This is a genomic window from Fusibacter fontis (genome assembly GCF_055378735.1).
On record NZ_AP042445.1, the window covers coordinates 383,067 to 402,338 of the forward strand.

At 37.5% G+C, this 19,272-nt stretch carries 16 protein-coding genes; all 16 read left to right on the top strand.

The window, feature by feature from the left end:
* Nucleotides 1-96 precede the first annotated feature (96 nt).
* Nucleotides 97-615 carry an adenine phosphoribosyltransferase gene (locus tag ACZ41W_RS01590; RefSeq protein ID WP_464313127.1) on the top strand — a complete coding sequence of 173 codons (519 nt, stop codon included), beginning with the start codon at nucleotides 97-99 and terminating at the stop codon, nucleotides 613-615.
* A gap of 131 nt (nucleotides 616-746) precedes the next feature.
* Nucleotides 747-2,921: a RelA/SpoT family protein gene (locus ACZ41W_RS01595; protein WP_464313128.1), complete on the top strand. Its 2,175-nt coding sequence runs from the start codon at nucleotides 747-749 to the stop codon at nucleotides 2,919-2,921.
* Nucleotides 2,922-3,015: 94 nt separating this feature from the next.
* Nucleotides 3,016-3,465 (top strand): D-aminoacyl-tRNA deacylase, encoded by a 450-nt coding sequence (gene dtd, locus ACZ41W_RS01600; protein WP_464313129.1) that lies wholly within the window; start codon nucleotides 3,016-3,018, stop codon nucleotides 3,463-3,465.
* Between the two features lie 139 nt (nucleotides 3,466-3,604).
* A complete protein-coding gene (locus ACZ41W_RS01605; protein WP_464313130.1) occupies nucleotides 3,605-4,234 on the top strand; it encodes an MBL fold metallo-hydrolase in 630 nt (209 codons plus the stop codon).
* Between the two features lie 4 nt (nucleotides 4,235-4,238).
* Nucleotides 4,239-5,681: a coproporphyrinogen dehydrogenase HemZ gene (gene hemZ, locus ACZ41W_RS01610; RefSeq protein ID WP_464313131.1), complete on the top strand. Its 1,443-nt coding sequence runs from the start codon at nucleotides 4,239-4,241 to the stop codon at nucleotides 5,679-5,681.
* 151 nt (nucleotides 5,682-5,832) lie between these two features.
* Nucleotides 5,833-7,617 carry an aspartate--tRNA ligase gene (gene aspS, locus ACZ41W_RS01615; RefSeq protein WP_464313132.1) on the top strand — a complete coding sequence of 595 codons (1,785 nt, stop codon included), beginning with the start codon at nucleotides 5,833-5,835 and terminating at the stop codon, nucleotides 7,615-7,617.
* Nucleotides 7,618-7,680: 63 nt separating this feature from the next.
* A complete protein-coding gene (locus ACZ41W_RS01620; protein WP_464313133.1) occupies nucleotides 7,681-8,118 on the top strand; it encodes a SoxR reducing system RseC family protein in 438 nt (145 codons plus the stop codon).
* Nucleotides 8,119-8,161: 43 nt separating this feature from the next.
* Entirely contained in the window at nucleotides 8,162-9,559 is a 1,398-nt protein-coding gene (locus ACZ41W_RS01625; RefSeq protein ID WP_464313134.1) for a sigma-54 interaction domain-containing protein, read from the top strand.
* Between the two features lie 345 nt (nucleotides 9,560-9,904).
* Nucleotides 9,905-10,954 (top strand): 2,4-diaminopentanoate dehydrogenase, encoded by a 1,050-nt coding sequence (gene ord, locus ACZ41W_RS01630; RefSeq protein WP_464313135.1) that lies wholly within the window; start codon nucleotides 9,905-9,907, stop codon nucleotides 10,952-10,954.
* Nucleotides 10,955-10,973: 19 nt separating this feature from the next.
* The gene (gene ortA, locus ACZ41W_RS01635) at nucleotides 10,974-11,285 is read left to right on the top strand and encodes a 2-amino-4-oxopentanoate thiolase subunit OrtA (protein ID WP_464313136.1); all 312 of its coding nucleotides are present in this window, start codon (nucleotides 10,974-10,976) and stop codon (nucleotides 11,283-11,285) included.
* The gene (gene ortB, locus ACZ41W_RS01640) at nucleotides 11,275-12,690 is read left to right on the top strand and encodes a 2-amino-4-oxopentanoate thiolase subunit OrtB (RefSeq protein WP_464313137.1); all 1,416 of its coding nucleotides are present in this window, start codon (nucleotides 11,275-11,277) and stop codon (nucleotides 12,688-12,690) included. The genes ortA and ortB overlap by 11 nt, the downstream gene beginning before the upstream one ends.
* A gap of 113 nt (nucleotides 12,691-12,803) precedes the next feature.
* Complete coding sequence (locus ACZ41W_RS01645; protein WP_464313138.1) at nucleotides 12,804-13,181, top strand: ornithine aminomutase subunit alpha; 378 nt, start codon at nucleotides 12,804-12,806, stop codon at nucleotides 13,179-13,181.
* A complete protein-coding gene (gene oraE, locus ACZ41W_RS01650; RefSeq protein ID WP_464313139.1) occupies nucleotides 13,181-15,403 on the top strand; it encodes a D-ornithine 4,5-aminomutase subunit OraE in 2,223 nt (740 codons plus the stop codon). The genes ACZ41W_RS01645 and oraE overlap by 1 nt, the downstream gene beginning before the upstream one ends.
* 91 nt (nucleotides 15,404-15,494) lie before the next feature.
* Complete coding sequence (locus ACZ41W_RS01655) at nucleotides 15,495-16,868, top strand: GlmL-related ornithine degradation protein (protein ID WP_464313140.1); 1,374 nt, start codon at nucleotides 15,495-15,497, stop codon at nucleotides 16,866-16,868.
* 9 nt (nucleotides 16,869-16,877) lie between these two features.
* Complete coding sequence (gene orr / locus ACZ41W_RS01660) at nucleotides 16,878-17,936, top strand: ornithine racemase Orr (RefSeq protein WP_464313141.1); 1,059 nt, start codon at nucleotides 16,878-16,880, stop codon at nucleotides 17,934-17,936.
* Between the two features lie 169 nt (nucleotides 17,937-18,105).
* Nucleotides 18,106-19,266: an HDOD domain-containing protein gene (locus tag ACZ41W_RS01665; RefSeq protein WP_464313142.1), complete on the top strand. Its 1,161-nt coding sequence runs from the start codon at nucleotides 18,106-18,108 to the stop codon at nucleotides 19,264-19,266.
* Nucleotides 19,267-19,272: the final 6 nt, after the last annotated feature.

The following is a 19,272-nucleotide window of genomic DNA, read 5'->3' on the forward strand; positions in this document are numbered from 1 at the left end:
AAGTCAATAAGTATGAAAAAAGTCAATAAGTATGAAGAAAGTCAATAAGTGTGAAAAAAGTAAATAAGACGAATCGTCTTTGATATGGAGGTTAGTATGGATTTAAAATCGAAAATTAGAGTAGTAGAAGATTTTCCTAAAAAAGGAATCAGTTTTAAAGATGTAACGACATTATTAGCAGATGGAGAAGCTTATCATCAAGCCATTTCTGAGTGCATTGAATTATTAAAAGACGTGGAATACGATGTAGTTGTCGGACCTGAAGCAAGAGGATTTTTGATTGGTGCGCCACTGGCTGTCATTGAAAAAAAAGGATTTGTTCCGATTCGTAAGCCTGGAAAATTACCATATGAAACGATTCAACACGAGTATGAATTAGAATATGGTACAGATGTACTTGAAGTGCATAAAGATGCAATCAAACCTGGCATGCGCGTTCTTGTTGCAGATGATTTACTTGCAACAGGTGGTACCGCAAAAGCAGTATGTAAATTAATAGAAAAACTTGGTGGAACGGTTGCAGGACTTGTATTCTTGATGGAACTCGACTTCTTAGATGGAAGAGAAGTTCTTGGTGAATATGATGTGTACACAGCCATTCGTTACGAGTCTTAAAAAAGAGTTGTAAAACACTCAATATATCTGTAAAATATAAGAGAAATAGTTCGTTCAAGACATTGACCGGACTATTCTTAATAATTACAGATTTTTTTTATATCAAAATATGTACTTCAGATGGTGAGGCTATGAACTTAGAGGGATATTTAGGCAAAATTAAGCACTATGCGCCCTATCTTAATATAGAGCGTATTGAGGCTGCATATACATTTGGCGAAAAGGCACATAGCGGTCAACTGAGAAAAGATGGGACGGCTTTTTTTAATCATCCAGTAAGTGTTTCACTTATATTAGCGGAACTCGAAATGGATGAAGACACCATTATTGCGGCGCTCTTACATGATACTGTAGAAGATACAGACGTGACTTTGGCAGAAGTTGAAAAACTCTTTGGCAAAGATGTTGCTGCGCTTGTAGATGGTGTGACGAAACTGGCGGTCATTAACTATGAAACCAAACAAGAACGACAAGTTGAAAATTTACGAAAGATGTTTCTGGCTATGTCGAGTGATATTCGTGTCATTCTGATTAAATTAGCAGATCGTCTACATAATATTCGTACCCTTGCAGCCATGACCCCAGAAAAACAAAGAGAGAAAGCTGAAGAGACAATCGATATTTTTGCGCCGATTGCTCATCGCCTTGGTATCTTTAAAATCAAATGGGAACTCGAAGACTTAAGCCTTAAATATCTGGATCCAGAAGGATATAAAGATCTTGTACGCAAAGTGGATAAAAAACGTACGGAGAGAGAGTCTATTATTAATGACTATATCCACCAAATTTCAAAAGCTTTAACAGACTTAGGTGTTCCTTTTGAAATTTACGGAAGACCTAAGAATTTTTACAGTATATATAAAAAAATGAAGTATCAGCATAAAGAATTTGATGAAATATACGATTTAACAGCCATTCGAATTATCTGCGAAGATGTGAAGGACTGTTATAGTGCTTTAGGTGCGGTACATACGCTTTGGAAGCCAATTCCTGGGCGTTTTAAAGATTACATTGCAATGCCTAAACCCAATCTATACCAATCGCTTCATACGACTTTGATGGGAAATGGAGAACCATTTGAGATTCAAATTCGTACGAGAGAAATGCACGATATTGCTGAAGTGGGTATTGCGGCACACTGGAAATATAAAGAAGGTGCTCGCTCAACTTCGGATGCCATGGAAGATAAAATTCAGTGGTTTAGACAAATGATGGAATGGCAAAGCGACTTAAAAGATCCAAGTGAATTTATGAATTCATTGCGTCTCGATTTGTTTAATACAGAAGTTTTTGTTTTTACACCAAATGGGCAAGTGGTTGATTTACCAGTTGGCAGTACACCGGTGGACTTTGCTTATAAAATTCACTCAGAAGTTGGAAATAAATGTATCGGTGCAAAAGTTAACGGAAGAATTGTTCCGCTTAATTATCAACTTCAAAATGGACAGCGCATTGAAATCATGACCACCAAAACGGCACAGGGCCCTTCTAGGGACTGGCTTAAATTTGTAAAAAGCACACAAGCAAAACAAAGAATTAAGCAGTGGTTTAAGAAAGAACGTCGTGATGAGAATGTTGAAAAAGGCCAAGAGATGTTGGTTGCTGAACTTAAACGTCAAAATGTTCCGACCAAGGTCGTTTTAAACGAAGAATACCTTGAGGCAATTTTAAAACGATTAAGTTTAAAATCTATGGAAGACATGTATAACGCCATAGGATATGGGGGGATTTTAACCAGTCAGGTTGTTCCAAGAATTAAAGAAAAGTATTACAAAGAACAAAAAGAAGAACAATCAAAAGCGCGTTATGAGACAGATAAGTTTGAAGAAGTTAATAAGAAAAAAGAAATTAAAAAGAATGACACGGGAATTGTCGTGAAGGGAATTGACGATATTCTGGTTCGTTTTGCAAAGTGCTGTATGCCAGTTCCGGGCGATGATATCATCGGATATATTACACGAGGCAGAGGTGTTACTATTCATAGAAGTGATTGTGAAAACTTTGAGAAAACGGATGACAGTGAAAACCGATTTATAGAGGTTGCATGGGCGAATACCATGTCGACTTCCTATTCGGCGAGTATTCAAGTGGTTTCTTTGGATCGTAAAGGTTTATTATCAGAGATTACGATGATGATGCATGAACAGGACATGATTATGTCGGGTATCAATGCGAAAATTGATAAAAATGGCATTGCTATTGTAAATATTTCACTTGAAATATCTGATATTGAAGAACTCAATAAACTGATGCGAAAGTTACGCAACTTAGATGAAGTGATTGAAGTTAAGAGAATTAGTTCGTAGGAACTGGGTTTGTAGAAAACAGGAACCAGTTTCTTCTAAACGGAGCAGATTTGTATAGAATAAGCATGTTTAAAAAAGGATTTATGGAGGCTAAGTGAGAGCAGTTGTTCAGAGAGTTAATTTTTCCTCAGTGGTGGTAGATCAAGAAGTTGTAGGGAAAATTGATAAAGGTTTAAACGTCCTTTTAGGCGTTGAAGAAGGCGATACGTTATCTGATGTTGAATACATGGCGGATAAAATTGCCAATTTAAGAATATTTGAAGATCAAGATCAAAAGATGAACTTATCTCTTATGGATATAGGTGGCGAAATGTTATGTATTTCACAATTTACCTTAATGGGAGATTGCCGAAAAGGAAGACGCCCCAATTTTATGAGTGCAGCGAAACCAGACATTGCCAATACACTCTATGAGCAGTTTGTTGAAAAAGTTAAATTATTAGGAGTGCCAGTCAAAACAGGCGTCTTTCAAGCTGAAATGATGGTAGATATACAAAATGATGGGCCAGTAACGCTCATGATTGACAGTAAAAAAAATTTCTAGGTATTTTGCAGTATGCAGAAGCTTAGATTTTTTTATTGATTCTAATTCATGTAAATTTATAAATGTAAATTAACGATGGAACCGAATCGTGCAACGAATTCAATAAATTGATAGATGTCATAAAACCACGGAGGATACTATGCATGTAGAACGCATAATTGTAGGAAAGCTAGCGGTAAATTGTTTTATTGTCGCAGATAATGACGCGAAGAAAGCCATTGTGATTGATCCGGGGAGCGATGCCAATGCAATTCTCAAAAGAATAGAATTTTTAGAGTATAAAGTGGAAAAGATTGTCTTGACTCATGGACATTTTGATCATATTGGAGCGGCTGAAGCATTGAAAAAAGCAACAGGCGCACCTATTTTAGTACATCATTTGGACGAAGAAATGATTTTGAATCCTGAATTAAATCACTCAATAGACATGGTTGCAGGGGGCTTTCACGTCACACCAGATCTAACCATTGGAGATCGAGATATAATTGAAGTTGGACAATATAAAGCTCAAGTCCTTCATACACCAGGCCATACACAAGGTGGCATTTGTCTTTACTTTAAAGAAGCAGGAGAAATATTTGTTGGAGACACTTTATTTTATCAATCTGTCGGTCGAACGGATTTACCCGGTGGGAATACCAAGCAGCTCATTCAATCCATCCAGACAAAAATAATGGTTCTAGATGATGATGTCGCTGTACACTGTGGTCATGGTTCTGGTACGACCATTGGTTTTGAGAGAAGGAAAAATCCATTTTTACAAGGATAATTTTATGAATGAAAGAATATGGATACGGCATGAAAATCTCAGTTCCTTTCATGAATTAGAATATATTTATGAACTCTTTTTTATGAAAAACAATATTCACTTTGTCGAACGGCAAGCAGATTTTTATGAGCAAATGGAACAAGGCGAAACAGGACTGGAAGTGATCCAGGGTATAGATGAGGTCGTGATACAGTATTATTATCGAAACGAGATGAGTCCGTATACGGCAATCAATCAAAAGGTACCTGTAAAAAAAGTCGTCTATGAAATCTTAAGTCAGCAGTTTAGATCGCATTCAAAATGGGGGATTTTAGTGGGCATTCGCCCTGTTAAAATCGTTCATGAGATGTTAGATGAGTGGATGACTGAAGATTTAATTCGTATGAATTTAAAAGAGGTCTATCATATACATCCGGAAAAAATTGATCTTATGATGGATGTTGCGTATAGAGAACGGCCCTATCTCGTACCAAACGATCCCGACGCCATCTCTCTGTACATCTGTATTCCTTTTTGCCCAACGCGATGTCTCTATTGTTCGTTTCCTTCAAATGATTTAAAGAGCAAGGGAAAATTGCTTCAAACCTACTTGGATAAGTTAAATATTGAGATTGAAACGGCAATTGATCATATTCATAGTTTGAAAAAACGCGTAGATTGCATCTATATTGGTGGCGGAACGCCTACTAGTATGAATGAAAAACAACTCGAACAGCTTCTCATAACCATTTCTAACAAACTAGACATGACACTGCTACGTGAGTTTACTATTGAGGCGGGCAGACCTGATACCATTACAGAGCAGAAGTTGAAAGTGATGAAATCTTATGGTGTTGATCGAATTTGCATCAATCCACAGTCAATGAATCAAGAAACGCTTGTCAAAATTGGGCGTCATCATCAGACTGAAGAGATCATCACCGTCATGAAAATGGCTCGTGATATTGGATTTCGCAGCATTAACATGGATGTGATTTTGGGACTTCCAGGAGAAACAACAACAGATGCAGAGCGTACAATCAAGCAAATAGTTGAGCTAAAGCCTGAAAATATCACGGTTCATACACTGGCAGTAAAGAGAGCCTCCAAGCTACATGAGGAAATTGAACGGCATGAGTTGACCCATGATGCAATTGTTGAAGAGATGCTTGAAGATACCAACGTCGTTTTACGAGAACATAAATATCAACCTTATTATATGTATCGACAGAAGAAAATGATTGGACATCTTGAAAATGTCGGATATGCTCTTGAAGGATACGAGTCTTTGTATAATATGCGCATCATGGAAGAAAAACATTCTATCGTTGCTTGCGGTGCAGGAGCGGTATCGAAGATTTGTGAAGCCTCTGAGAATCGTTTTGAACGCGTTGCCAATTTTAAAGGTTTAGAGGATTATCTCAATCGATTTGATGAAATTCTTGAGAAAAAGACTTTGCTCAAGTAAAGTGAGTTGAACTAACGGATTTGGATAAGCGGATTTGAACATGGGGATTTTGAATAAATGAAGCAACAAGATCGAATTAAATGCAAGAGACTAATGCATTCTTCGTTAAACGATGATAAAATAAAGCAATAGGAATAATAGGAGGCGCCATATGGGTGAAGCATTAAACGGATTAAAAAGATCACAGTATTGTGGTGAATTAAGAGAAGCGAATATTGATGAAACAGTAACCTTGATGGGATGGGTTCAAAAAAGACGAAACTTAGGAAGCTTAATCTTTGTAGATTTAAGAGATAGAACGGGAATTTGTCAAATCGTATTTGACAGTGCAGTATCGGAAGCCGCATTTGAAAAAGCAAACACGATTCGAAATGAGTATGTCATCGCAATTACGGGCTCAGTAAGAAAGAGGGAGTCTGTTAACAACAATATTGCAACTGGTCAAATTGAAGTATTTGCAGATAGCTTAAAAATTCTTTGTGAAGCTGATGTGCCGCCAATTCACGTCGATGACAATGATGATGCAAATGAAAGATTGAGACTTAAATATCGTTACTTAGATTTAAGAAAACCTAAAATGCAAAATTTCTTATTTACAAGACATCGCATTGCGTCTGCAACGAGACGTTTCTTTGATGCGCACGGATTTGTCGATGTTGAAACTCCAATGCTGACGAAACCAACACCAGAAGGTGCAAGAGATTATCTCGTACCAAGCCGTGTTAATTTAAATAAATTCTATGCACTCCCGCAGTCACCTCAGTTGTTTAAACAATTATTAATGGTATCTGGTTTTGATCGTTATTATCAAATCACAAAATGTTTTAGAGATGAAGACTTAAGAGCAGATCGTCAACCAGAGTTTACTCAAATCGATGTGGAGATGTCATTTGTTGACGAGGAGGACGTTCGCGCAATTAACGAACAATTGCTCAAACATATTTTTAAAGAAGTTGCAGATGTGGATGTTGAATTACCACTTTTAAAACTTCCTTATAATGAAGCCATGACGCGTTTTGGTTCTGATAAACCAGATATTCGTTTTGGATTTGAACTCAAGAGTCTAAACGAAGTATTTAAAGACACAGAATTTAAAGTGTTTAGCGATGCGCTTGCATCAGGTGGAGATATCCGAGGCATTAATATCAATGGATTTGGAGATCGTTTTTCTAGAAAGGACATCACAAAACTAGAAGAGTTCGCAAAAACATATGGTGCTAAAGGACTTGCTTGGATTAAATTTAATCAAGGTGAAGTTCAATCCTCTATTACTAAGTTTTTGAATGAAACTTCAATTGAAACATTGAAATCTATTTTTTATGCAAAAGATGGCGATATGATTCTCATTGTATCGGATAAACCTTCAGTTGTATTTGATTCATTAGGCGCTTTAAGATGTGAAATTGCGAAACAACTTGGCATCTTAGATCCAAAAGATTACAAATTCTTATGGGTAACGGATTTCCCATTATTTGAATACGATGAAGAAGATCATCGATACGTTGCAAAACACCATCCATTTACATCACCAAAAGATGAAGATATCGACAAATTAGAGTCAGACCCAGCAAACTGCCGGGCAAAAGCTTATGACATCGTTCTTAATGGATATGAAATTGGTGGTGGATCGATTCGAATTCACGATTCAGCAGTTCAAGAGCGTATGTTTAAAGCACTTGGTTTTTCAGAAGAAGAAGCAAGAGAAAAATTTGGCTTCTTCATCGACGCATTTAAGTTTGGCGCACCTCCTCATGGTGGAATTGCTTATGGACTTGACCGCGTAACAATGCTGATTACAGGTACGGATAATATTCGAGATGTCATTGCATTCCCTAAAACTCAAGATGCGAAATGTCTGTTAACCAATGCGCCTGGAGAAGCTGAACAAAAACAATTAAACGAACTGTACTTAAGTTTGATTCCAGCAGATAAATAGTCAAAACACATTCAGTGGCGCATGTCTTGTTGGCATGCGCCATTATCAGATGAGAGGTAAAAAATGGATAGAAATGGTATCGTAATTGAAGAAATGGGCTCATATTTAAAACTTAGACTTATGAGACATACAGCCTGTGGAAGTTGTGGTGCTTGCCATTTGGGGGATGAACAAAAAGACATAACACTCATCGCTAAAAATGATGCAAATGCACATAAAGGCGATTTAGTTGAGGTTGAAATGGCAACAAATGGCGTTTTAAGTGCAGCCTTTATTATGTATGTGATTCCTTTAGTTGGACTGTTAACTGGACTGCTTGCAGGAAATAGCTTGTTTGGTGGCAATGATTTGATAACAGCATTTTCAGGACTTGTTGTGATGAGCATCGCTTTTTTAATCATCAAACTCAACGACAAAAAATTTCTTAAAAATGATAAATATATTGCTCATGTCATTCGCATTATACAAAAGGATTGTGAAAATATCATCCCTTTAGAATAAGATGAAAAAGGTGATGCAGACGTAAAAATAGAGGTGATGGCTAATGACTCTTTTGGATATTTTAAATTTCGCAAGTAAAGACATCTTTAATTCAATCGAAGAGGGGATTCATATTGTTGACCAATCGGGCAAGACAATCCTATATAACCGCGCTATTGAAGAAATTGAAGGATTGTCACAAAAGCAAGTCATTGGAAAGCATTTGCTGGATTTGTTTCCAGACTGGACAAAGGAAAATAGTACCTTATTGACGGTTCTATCTTCTGGTAAGCCCATCGTCAATCGAGAACAAAGTTATCTAAATTTCAAAGGAAAGAATATTAAAACAATTAATACGACCCTGCCAATATTTGACGGAGACACATTAGTGGGTGCTGTGGAAATTTCTAAAAATATTACCACAGTAAATGACATGTCCGAACAGATTATCGAGTTACAGCAAAAATTGATTAAACCTTTGAAAAAAGAAACGGGCATACGCCAATATCATTTTGATCAATTGATTGGGAAGAATACCAAGTATCTAGAAGCCATAAAAATTGCAAAACGTGCCGCGAAGTCGATTTCAAGTGTATTGATTTATGGGGATACGGGAACGGGTAAAGAATTATTTGCGCAAAGTATTCATTTTGGAAGTGATCGAAAAGATCATCCATTTATCGCTCAAAACTGTGCTGCGATACCTGAAACGCTGCTTGAAAGTTTACTTTTTGGAACTTCTAAAGGCTCATTTACAGGCGCACAAGATCGACCAGGATTGTTTGAACAGGCAGATGGTGGGACTTTATTTTTAGATGAAGTCAACAGTATGAGTTCACCACTACAAGCTAAAATTCTGAGGGTGTTACAAGAAAACTATGTGAGACGTGTCGGTGGGAACAGAGACATTCCAGTGAATGTAAGGATTATTGCTGCGACAAATGAAGATCCAATGCACTTAATTGAGACAGGACAGTTTAGAAAGGATTTGTATTATCGGCTCAATGTCATCAATCTTAAAATACCGAGTTTAAATGAACGTGCAGATGATATCCCTCTATTAGTGGATTATTTTATAAGAGAATATAATGAACTATTAAATAAAGATGTTTGGATGGTTTCAAGTGAAATTTTAGAGGCGTTTAAAAATTATAACTGGGCTGGAAACATACGGGAATTGAAAAATTTTATTGAATCTGCTATGAATCTTGTCACAGATGAACATGTCATTGGAAAAGAGCATATGCCATCGCATGTTTCCGAAGTTTTGATGAAGAAGAAAGAATATATGCAACCCGAAAAAACGGACATTCTAGATTTGAACGCACATCTGTTACACATTGAAAAAACCATTATTGAAGACACGATGAAACTTTATCAAAATAATATCAGCAAAGCTGCTAAGCACTTGAATATTTCTAGACAAAACTTGCAGTATAAAATTAAAATATTTTCTGAATGAGATCAGATGAATGCACCTATTAAATAGTGTGCATTCTTTATTTTTTGATAAGTGAGGGCATGATGGCAAAAGATGTGCAAAAAAATTTGCTCTTATGACGCAAATGCAAAATATTTTGCGTGTAAATATGCAAAATATTTTGCATATTGTGAATTTAAGAGATGCTTTTGAAAGAAAGAACCGATGTAATATCTGAAAAATTCTGTTTATTCATTGGATGAATATTAAAACAGTGGCTTTTTACAATGCTTTCAAAGGTTTAGTGACGAGGTTTATACATTTTGGCACGACTTTTGCGTATACTTACAGTATAAGCCAAAAGGCAAATTATTCGGAGGTGTCAATATGAGATCAGAAAATATTAAAGTTGCAATATGGGGATTTGGAGCAATGGGTAGCGGTATGGCAGAGATGCTATTATCAAAAACAGGCGTTGAAATTGTAGGCGTTTGCGACAGAAATCCACAAAGAGTTGGAAAGAGTATTTTTGAAATTCTAGGCATTGAAAGAGGCAATCGTGCAGATGTTATCGTAAATGAAAACATCGACGAAGTGATTAGCGAAAAATCTTGCGATATCTGTTTATGTGCAACAGATTCATTTACATCAAAAGCATTCCCAAGATTAAAACACGTTCTTGAGAAAAAAATCAACGTTATTTCAACAGCTGAAGAAATGGCTTATCCAAAAGCACAAAGCCCAGAACTTGCAGCTGAATTAGATAGAATTGCAAAAGAAAATGGCGTTTCAATTTTAGGTACAGGAATCAACCCAGGTTTAATCATGGACTTATTAGTTGTAGTTTTAACAGGTTGTATGACAAATGTAACTGACATTGAAGCAAAACGCGTAAACAGCTTATCACCATTTGGTAAGGCTGTAATGGAAGAGCAAGGCGTAGGCATCACTGTAGATGAGTTTAATGCAGGCGTTGCAGATGGCTCTTTAGCGGGTCACGTTGGATTTGCTGAATCAATCAACATGATTGCAGATGCAATTGGCTGGGATGTCGATAAAATTGAAACACAAATGAAACCAATCGTGACAACTGTAGATAGAAAATCACCTCATGGATTTGCAGCTGCTGGAAATGTAGCAGGCGTTAATATGACTGGTCAAGGTTTTGTTGATGGTCAAGTAAAAATCAATATGATTCACCCACAACAAATTGAACCTGAAATGGAAGGCACATTCACAGGAGATTACATTACATTAAAAGGATCACCAGAAGTGAATATGAACATTAAGCCTGAAGTTGAAGGTGGTCTTGGAACGATTGCTATGTGCGTTAACATGATTCCTCAAGTTATCAATGCAGATCCAGGTTTAAAAACAATGTTAGATTTACCAGTGCCAAGAGCAATCATGGGAGATATGAGAAAATTTGTAAAGTAGTGGAAAGAGGTGTTTTTTAGTGGAAGTTAAAAAAGGAGACTGGGTAAAAATACATCGTGTTATTTTTACTCCAGAACAAAGAGCGCCACAAGTACCTGATGATACGAAAAAAGTGCCTTTAGAGATGTGGGTAAAGGGATTTTGTGAAAGCGATGCTCAACTTGGTGATGAGGTTGAAGTGATTACTATGACTGGCAGAAAAGAACGAGGTACCATCGTTGAAACAGATCCAACATTTTCACATTCATTTGGACAATTTGTTCCTGAGATTTTACAAATCGGCATACAACTAAAGGACATACTCTTTGGAGGTGATGGCGATGAAAGATAATTCGTACTCTGCTGTAATGAGTCGGAAAAATGAAATTATGAAAAGTGCTATTGGCATCGATTATCAAGCGTTTGAAGGGGAAGGGATTGCATTTGACTACGAAAGAATGATGCGCGAAACTGGATATACACTTGAAGAAATGCAAACCATTCAAGGAAGCACAGGCGTAGGTAATACGCCCCTTCTTGAACTTAAAAATATGACGGCACTCGCTCGAAAAATGGCCGCTCCAGGCAAAGGTGCCCGCATCTTTATTAAGGATGAAGCCAGCAACCCTTCTGGAAGTTTTAAAGCAAGACGTGCAGCAAATGCTGTCTATCATGCGAAAAAACTCGGTTATAAAGGCGTTATCGCAGCGACGAGTGGCAATTATGGTGCTGCAGTTGCTTCACAGGCAGCGATGCAGGGGCTTAAATGTATCATCGTTCAAGAAACGTATGATTCAAATGGAGTCGGTCAACCTGAAATCGTTGAAAAGGCCAGAAAATGTGAAGCATATGGCGCAGAAGTGATTCAACTTTCGGTTGGACCAGAGTTATTCTACGAATTCTTGCTTTTACTTGAAGAAACGGGATATTTTAATGCATCACTTTATACACCATTTGGAATAGCAGGCGTTGAAACACTTGGTTATGAACTTTCTATGCAATGTAGAGAGCGTTACGGCAAGGATCCCGATGTAGTGGTCTGCACCAATGCAGGTGGTGGGAATCTGACTGGAACAGCAAGAGGCCTCAATAAAGCAGGCGCATTTGATACGAAAATTATCGGCGCTTCAGTAGATTTGTCGGGACTTCATATGGCAAGTGATCAACAGTTTAACAAAAAATCATTTACCACAGGTCACACAGGGTTCGGTGTACCGTTCTCAACAGTTCCTGACCGTTCGGATGTTCCGCGTTCTGCTGCGCGTCCAATGCGTTACATGGATCGTTATGTAACTGTGACTCAAGGTGAAGTTTTTTATATGACTGAAGCACTTGCACAACTTGAAGGTCTTGAAAAAGGACCAGCTGGGAATACTGCACTTGCAGCTGCTTTCAGCATCGCTCAAGAATTGGATCAAGATCAAATCTTAGTGGTACAAGAAACTGAGTATACTGGTGCTGGAAAGCATATTCAACCACAGTTGTCATTTGCAAGAAGCAATGGAATTGAGATATTCTTTGGCAACCCAGTGGATCAAGTACCAGGAAAAAATATCATTTTACCAAAACATCCAAGTTTACTAAAAGCAGTGGATTTAGATATGGAAAAACTCAGAAAATCACTGATTAAAAACGCAGTTTCTGCTAAAACGGCTGAAAAACTCAGTCAAGAAGATCTTGAATTTTTAGTCATGGAGACAAAAACGGATCTTTCGTTTGTCAAATCGACGTTAGACGAGTTAGAAGTAGCGTATTAAATATCATACAATTGGATGGAGACAATCTATATCAGAATAGGTGGACACATTTTTACGATAGATGGACACATTCAAACAATAGATGCGGAATAAAAAATAAGGAGGATCATTAGATGAAAGGTTTTGTTAAAAGAGAAGATGATTATCTAGCTAGACATGAACATTTAGCCGGTCTAACAGATGAGCAGCTTAAAGAAAGATTTTGGAGTTTGGTGGAGCAAATTGTAGATCCACTGTTAGACTTAGCAAAAAACAATACATCACCAGCAGTTGAGCGTTCGGTTCTTTTGAGAATGGGATTCTCAAGTTTAGAAGCGAAACCGCTAGTAGATCAAGCAATTGACAGAGGTTTAATTGGACATGGCGTTGGTCATGTGGTTTATAAAATTGCAAAAGAGAAAAACTTAGACATTAGAACAGCTGGCCTTGAACTCATCGAAGGAAAACACTGGGATGATGCGGTTCAAATCTTCAAAGGAGGTAACAAATAATGACTCAATTAGATATCAACAAAAAAATTGACGTAAAAGAAATTTTACAAGATCTTAAGAGCTATACTCCTAAAAGAAGAGGTTGGACTTGGAGAGAAAGAAGTGAAAAGCAAGTTTATGGACCATTTGAGTATCAAGACATGTCAACACCACTTAAAAACTACATTGGTGGACCAGCTGCTCGTTATTTTAACAACATCGATCCACAACCATACAACACGATTACAACTGAAATCGCATCAGGTAGATTTGAAGACGATATTCGTCGTATGAGAATGGCTGCATGGCATGGCGCTGACCATATCATGGTTATTCGTACAGCGGGTCAATCACACTTTGATGGCCTCATCGAAGGTACACCACAAGGTATTGGTGGGGTTCCAATTTCAAGAAAACAAGTTAGAGCTCACAGAAAAGCGCTTGACTTAATTGAAGAAGAAGTAGGTAGACCAATTAACTACCATTCATACGTATCAGGTGTTGCTGGTCCAGACGTTGCAGTTATGCTTGCTGAAGAAGGCGTAAATGGCGCACATCAAGATCCACAGTACAACGTACTTTACAGAAACATCAATATGGTTCGTTCGTTTGTCGATGCAGCGGAATCTAAAAAAGTGATGACTTGGGCAAAAATGGCTCAAATCGACGGTGCACATAATGCCAATGCTACTGCTAGAGATGCATGGAAAGTTATGCCTGAACTCATGGTACAACATGCAATCAATGCACTTTATTCTGCAAAAGTAGGCATGCCTAAAGAAAATATTTGTCTTTCGACAGTGCCTCCAACATCGGCACCTGCTCCATGTTTGAAATTTGACTTACCTTATGCAGTTGCGCTTCGTGAATTCTTTACTGAATATAAAATGCGTGCGCAAATGAATACAAAATATATCACATCATCTTCTAGAGAAGCAACTGTAACGCATGTTATGAACATGATGATTTCAAGATTGACATCAGCAGATATCCAATCGACGATTACACCAGATGAAGGTAGAAATGTTCCTTGGCATATGTACAACATTGAAGCTTGTGATACTGCTAAACAAACATTTGCAGGTCTTGATGGACTTATGGAAATGGTTGAACTTAAATCAGAAGGTTTCTTAAGAGAAAAAGTAAGAGAACTTCAAGAACGCGCAGTGATGTATGTAGAAGAAATTATCCAAGCGGGTGGTTACTTCAATGCAGTTGAAGAAGGATTCTTCGTTGACTCAGGTATGTATCCTGAAAGAAATGGCGATGGTATCGGCCGTAAAATAGACGGTGGTGTTGGTGCAGGAACTGTTTTTGAAAGAGCAGCTGACTATTTAGCACCTGTTACAGCTCACTACGGTTACAATAACGTTGCTCAATATGATCCGTCTGCAGTAAATAATCCAGCAGCTTTAATTGATGGTTGTACATTTGAAAATCCAGAGAAAATCATCTTTGTAGATGAACTTGATGAAAATGACAACGTAAATGTTCGTATGGCTGAAACTGAAAAATATAGAGGCGAACACGGAGAATCAAACTATATCAAACCAGAAGTTCAATGGTTGGGTGATGGCGTGGTTCAAGTGGAAATTTTACTTCCAACGTCTCTTAGAACAGCTCAATTTGCAGCAATCGAATTTGCTAAGAAAATGAATTTGAAAGATGTTGAAGTGATTCATATTGAACAAATGCATCCAGTTGAAGGCACTCGAGTTCAACTTAAAGGTGTTCTTGACTTTGATCTTGATGTAACTCAATTAGTCATTCCACCAGAACCAGAAGTCATGAGCGACGATGAAATCAGAGGCGAGTTTGATATTCACCCTGTTAAAATCGTTGCAGGTACTGTTGGCGAAGATGAACACTCAGTTGGTTTGAGAGAAGTTATCGACATCAAACACGGCGGTATTGAGAAATTCGGTTGTGAAGTTGAATATCTTGGAACATCAGTACCAATTGAAAAATTAGTAGATGCTGCAATTGAGATCAATGCAGATGTTATCTTAGCATCCACAATTATTTCTCATGATGATGTACACTACAAAAATATGAAACGCATCCACGAATATGCAGTAGAAAAAGGCGTTAGAGATCGCTTTATCATCTGCGCAGGCGGAACGCAAGTTACACCTGAAATCGCACGTGAAAACGGCATGGATGAAGGTTTCGGAAGATATGATAGAGGGGTTAATGTCGCAACCTTTATCGTTAAAAAACGCAGAGAGTTACGTGGAGAATAATCTGCTAAATTAAATCATGCGTGAGCATAAGCTTAGCGTGTTAAGATGCTCTATATCTTTTCGCGCTAAGTTTTTATTTTAGGAGGGTGAAATGAAAGTTGATCTATTGGTCGCAGAGATTGGCAGCACAACAACGGTCGTAAATGCTTTTTCTGGAATAGATACATCAAATCCCGAGTTTATTGGTCAAGGACAAGCACCAACGAGTATTTCGAAAGGGAGCGTTACCATAGGATTACACGAAGCGATTGATGATCTCAGACAGCAAATGAAATGGGATGATGTTTTATATGAAAAGCTTTTAGCGACCAGTAGTGCAGCTGGTGGGCTTAAAATGACAGTTCATGGCCTCGTTTATGATATGACTGCAAAAGCTGCAAAAGAAGCAGCTTTAGGTGCGGGTGCCAATATTCACATGGTGACTGCTGGAAAACTCAGAAGAACAGACATCAAAAAGATTGAAGAAATCCGTCCGAACATCATTATGATTGCAGGCGGCGTTGATTATGGTGAAATAGATACAGCACTTTATAATGCTGAAATCATCGCGAAATTACCATTTGACGTACCCGTTCTCTATGCTGGAAATATTCAAAACCAAGAGGAAATTCGCTTGATCTTTGAAGAAGCAGGGAAAGCAAAATTTTTATATCTTGTTGAGAATGTGTATCCCAAAATAGATCTTTTAAATGTGGAACCAGCTCGAAAAGTCATTCAGGATATCTTTGAAGAACATATCATTCATGCACCAGGTATGGAACACATCCGTGAAATGGTATCTGGAACGATTATTCCGACGCCAGGCGCTGTTATGGAAGCATCTAAACTTTTGAAAAAAGAACTTGGCGACCTTATGACGGTGGATGTTGGCGGAGCAACGACGGATATACACTCTGTTACTGAGGGAAGCGAAGAAGTATCCCGCGTACTAATAAGTCCAGAACCCGTTGCTAAAAGGACAGTTGAAGGCGATTTAGGCGTCTATGTCAATATGCGAAATATTGTAGAACTGATAGGAACTGATGTGCTACAAAAAGACCTTCAAGTAGATGAAGTGACATTAAATAGCATGATTGAAAATCACATCCCTATTCCTCAGACCGAATTGCAATTTAAGTTCGTTGAAAGATTGACGAAAGAAGCCATTGTTGTATCGGCGCATCGTCATGCAGGTGGATTTAGAACGCTCTTTGGTGGTGGCGGTAAAAAGACCTATGCTGAAGGTAAGGATTTGACGAGTGTTAAGTATATCATTGGAACAGGTGGCGCATGTACACGTCTACCGAATCGACTTGCACTATTAAGAGAAATCACCTACAATTTACTTGGAGACAAACTTTTACCGAACAATGAAGCAAAAATTCTCATCGACAATGATTATATTATGGCTTCATTGGGGGTTTTATCAAAAGAACACGAAGAATCCGCTTTATTGCTACTCAAAAAATCATTAAAAATTGAATAGGAGGTCACTATGTATCCACGTCTCGTCATTGATAAGAATAAACTTTTTGAAAATACGAAAAAAATCGTAGAGTTGGCTAAGCCTTATGGAATTGATGTACATGTCGTTACAAAAGTTCATTCTGGAGACTTAGAGTGTGCAAAGGTCAGCTTAAGTGCAGGCGCACATGGAATCGCAGACTCTCGTATTGAGAATCTCATCAAACTGAAAGACCTGCCTTGTGAAAAAATCCTTTTAAGACTTCCTATGCATTCGGAAGTAGCTGAAGTGGTGAAATATGCGGATATCAGCTTTAACTCTGAGCTAAGTACCATTCGTCTTCTCGATGCAGAAGCAGCCAAATTAGGACGTAAACATCGAATTGTCGTGATGTTTGACCTTGGCGACTTAAGAGAAGGATTTTTACCAGAAGAGGTCGATCAAGTGATGCCTCAAATTTTAGAACTTAAACATATCCAAATTGAGGGAATTGGTGTAAATTTAACTTGCTATGGCGGTGTGATTCCAACTCCAGATAACTTAGGAGAACTCGTTCGATTGGCAAAACACATTGAAAGTATTTACCCACTGAAATTAAAATGGATTTCTGGCGGCAATTCAAGCAGTATTTATCTCCTGCAAAATGGCACAATCCCGCAAGGAATCAACAATTTACGAGTGGGAGAGGCAATCGTTCTCGGTAGAGAATCCGCTTATGGCGAGCAAATTGAAGGTACTTACGACGATGCTTTTATTTTAGAAGCACAAATCGTTGAATACAAAACGAAGAATTCACTGCCTAAAGGGCTTATTGGAATGGATGCATTTGGAAACAAACCTGTTTTTACCGATAAGGGCATTATGAAAAGAGGCATAGTGGGCATAGGTCGACAAGACGTGGACCATACTGCACTATTTCCAGTAGATAGCAGACTTGAAATACTCGGTGCGTCTAGCGACCATATGATTCTCGATTTTACTGCAGCAGAAAATGAATATCAGATGGGTGATATTGTTCGATTCAAAATGGAGTACGGCGCCATGTTAAAACTCTTTACATCAGAATATGTTAACAAAATGTATCTTTAGGTAGAAACAATTTTTCTGAGTTGTTAAATATAATTTGAATCATAATTTATTAACGAAGAGAGAAGAAAATAGATTCTCTCTTCGTTTTTTATGATTGCTGTTATTTGGTTTACTCCGTGGGTATAATAGCAAAGAAATTATATCATAATCTGTAAAAGTGAGGCAACTTATGAGAACAATTCTATTTGTAGATGATGAAAGCAACATATTAAGAGCTTTAAATAGAGCCTTTAGAAACTTGGAATACGACTGTTATTATGCCAATGGCATTAAAGAAGCAATCGAAATATTCATGAAAATGGATAGTTTAGATATGCTCGTGACGGATATCAAGATGCCGTATTTTGATGGTATTCGACTTCTAAAGCTATTTAAAGAAGCGAGTCCAGATACCATAAGGGTTGCATTAACAGGTTATGCTTCGGCTTCGAGCATTACGGAAGCAGTTAGCAAGAATTTAGCAAAACAGTATTTTTATAAACCTTGGAACAATGATGAATTTATCGATGGCATCAATAAGATGTTTGCCCTAGAAGATAAACTAAAAGATTCTCATCTTTTTGAAGCAGTACAGCAATTCGATAGCATCAAAACGCTTCCAAAAATGTTTAATGAGTTGAATTATGCAATCCAAAGGGATAAGAGTATTGAGGATATTACTGGTATCATCGAGCAAGATCCAGCGATTACATCCAATATATTAAGAATTGCCAATTCTGCATTCTATGCAGCAAAAACAGGCAATATTCAGCAAGCAATTATGTATATCGGTCTGAATAATCTCAAGCAGATTGTCTTATCCTATGAAATCTCTCAGATGAAAGTGCAAGTAAGCGATAAATGTGAATTTATTTGGACGCATTCTAATCGAACCAATCTCATTTTTCAAGATATATATACCAAGTACTTTAATGCAAAAGTACCGCCCATTATTAGTGCTGCTGGAATCGTACACGATATTGGTAAGATCATTATGCTACAAATTTATGGCGATCAATATTTCAAAGATGTGTTAGCAAATCCGTATAAAGATGATATGCTGTTAGAAAGAGAACGAGAATTATTTGGACTTGATCATGCACTAATTGGAGGCTATTTCTTAAATTGGTGGGCATTTCCAATGGATTTGATTGAAGTGACATTATTTCACCATACGCCAGAGGATCCGTTTATTTCAAATAAAAAACTAGTTGCCATGATGTGTATAGCATCACAAATTGAGAGCAAAGAGCATGAATTGTTAAACCCAAATTATCAACATTCCCTTGGAATACTAAATATTGAAGTAGACTTTTTAAAAGATATTGTAGAAAAATATAAACTCACTTAGGAGCTG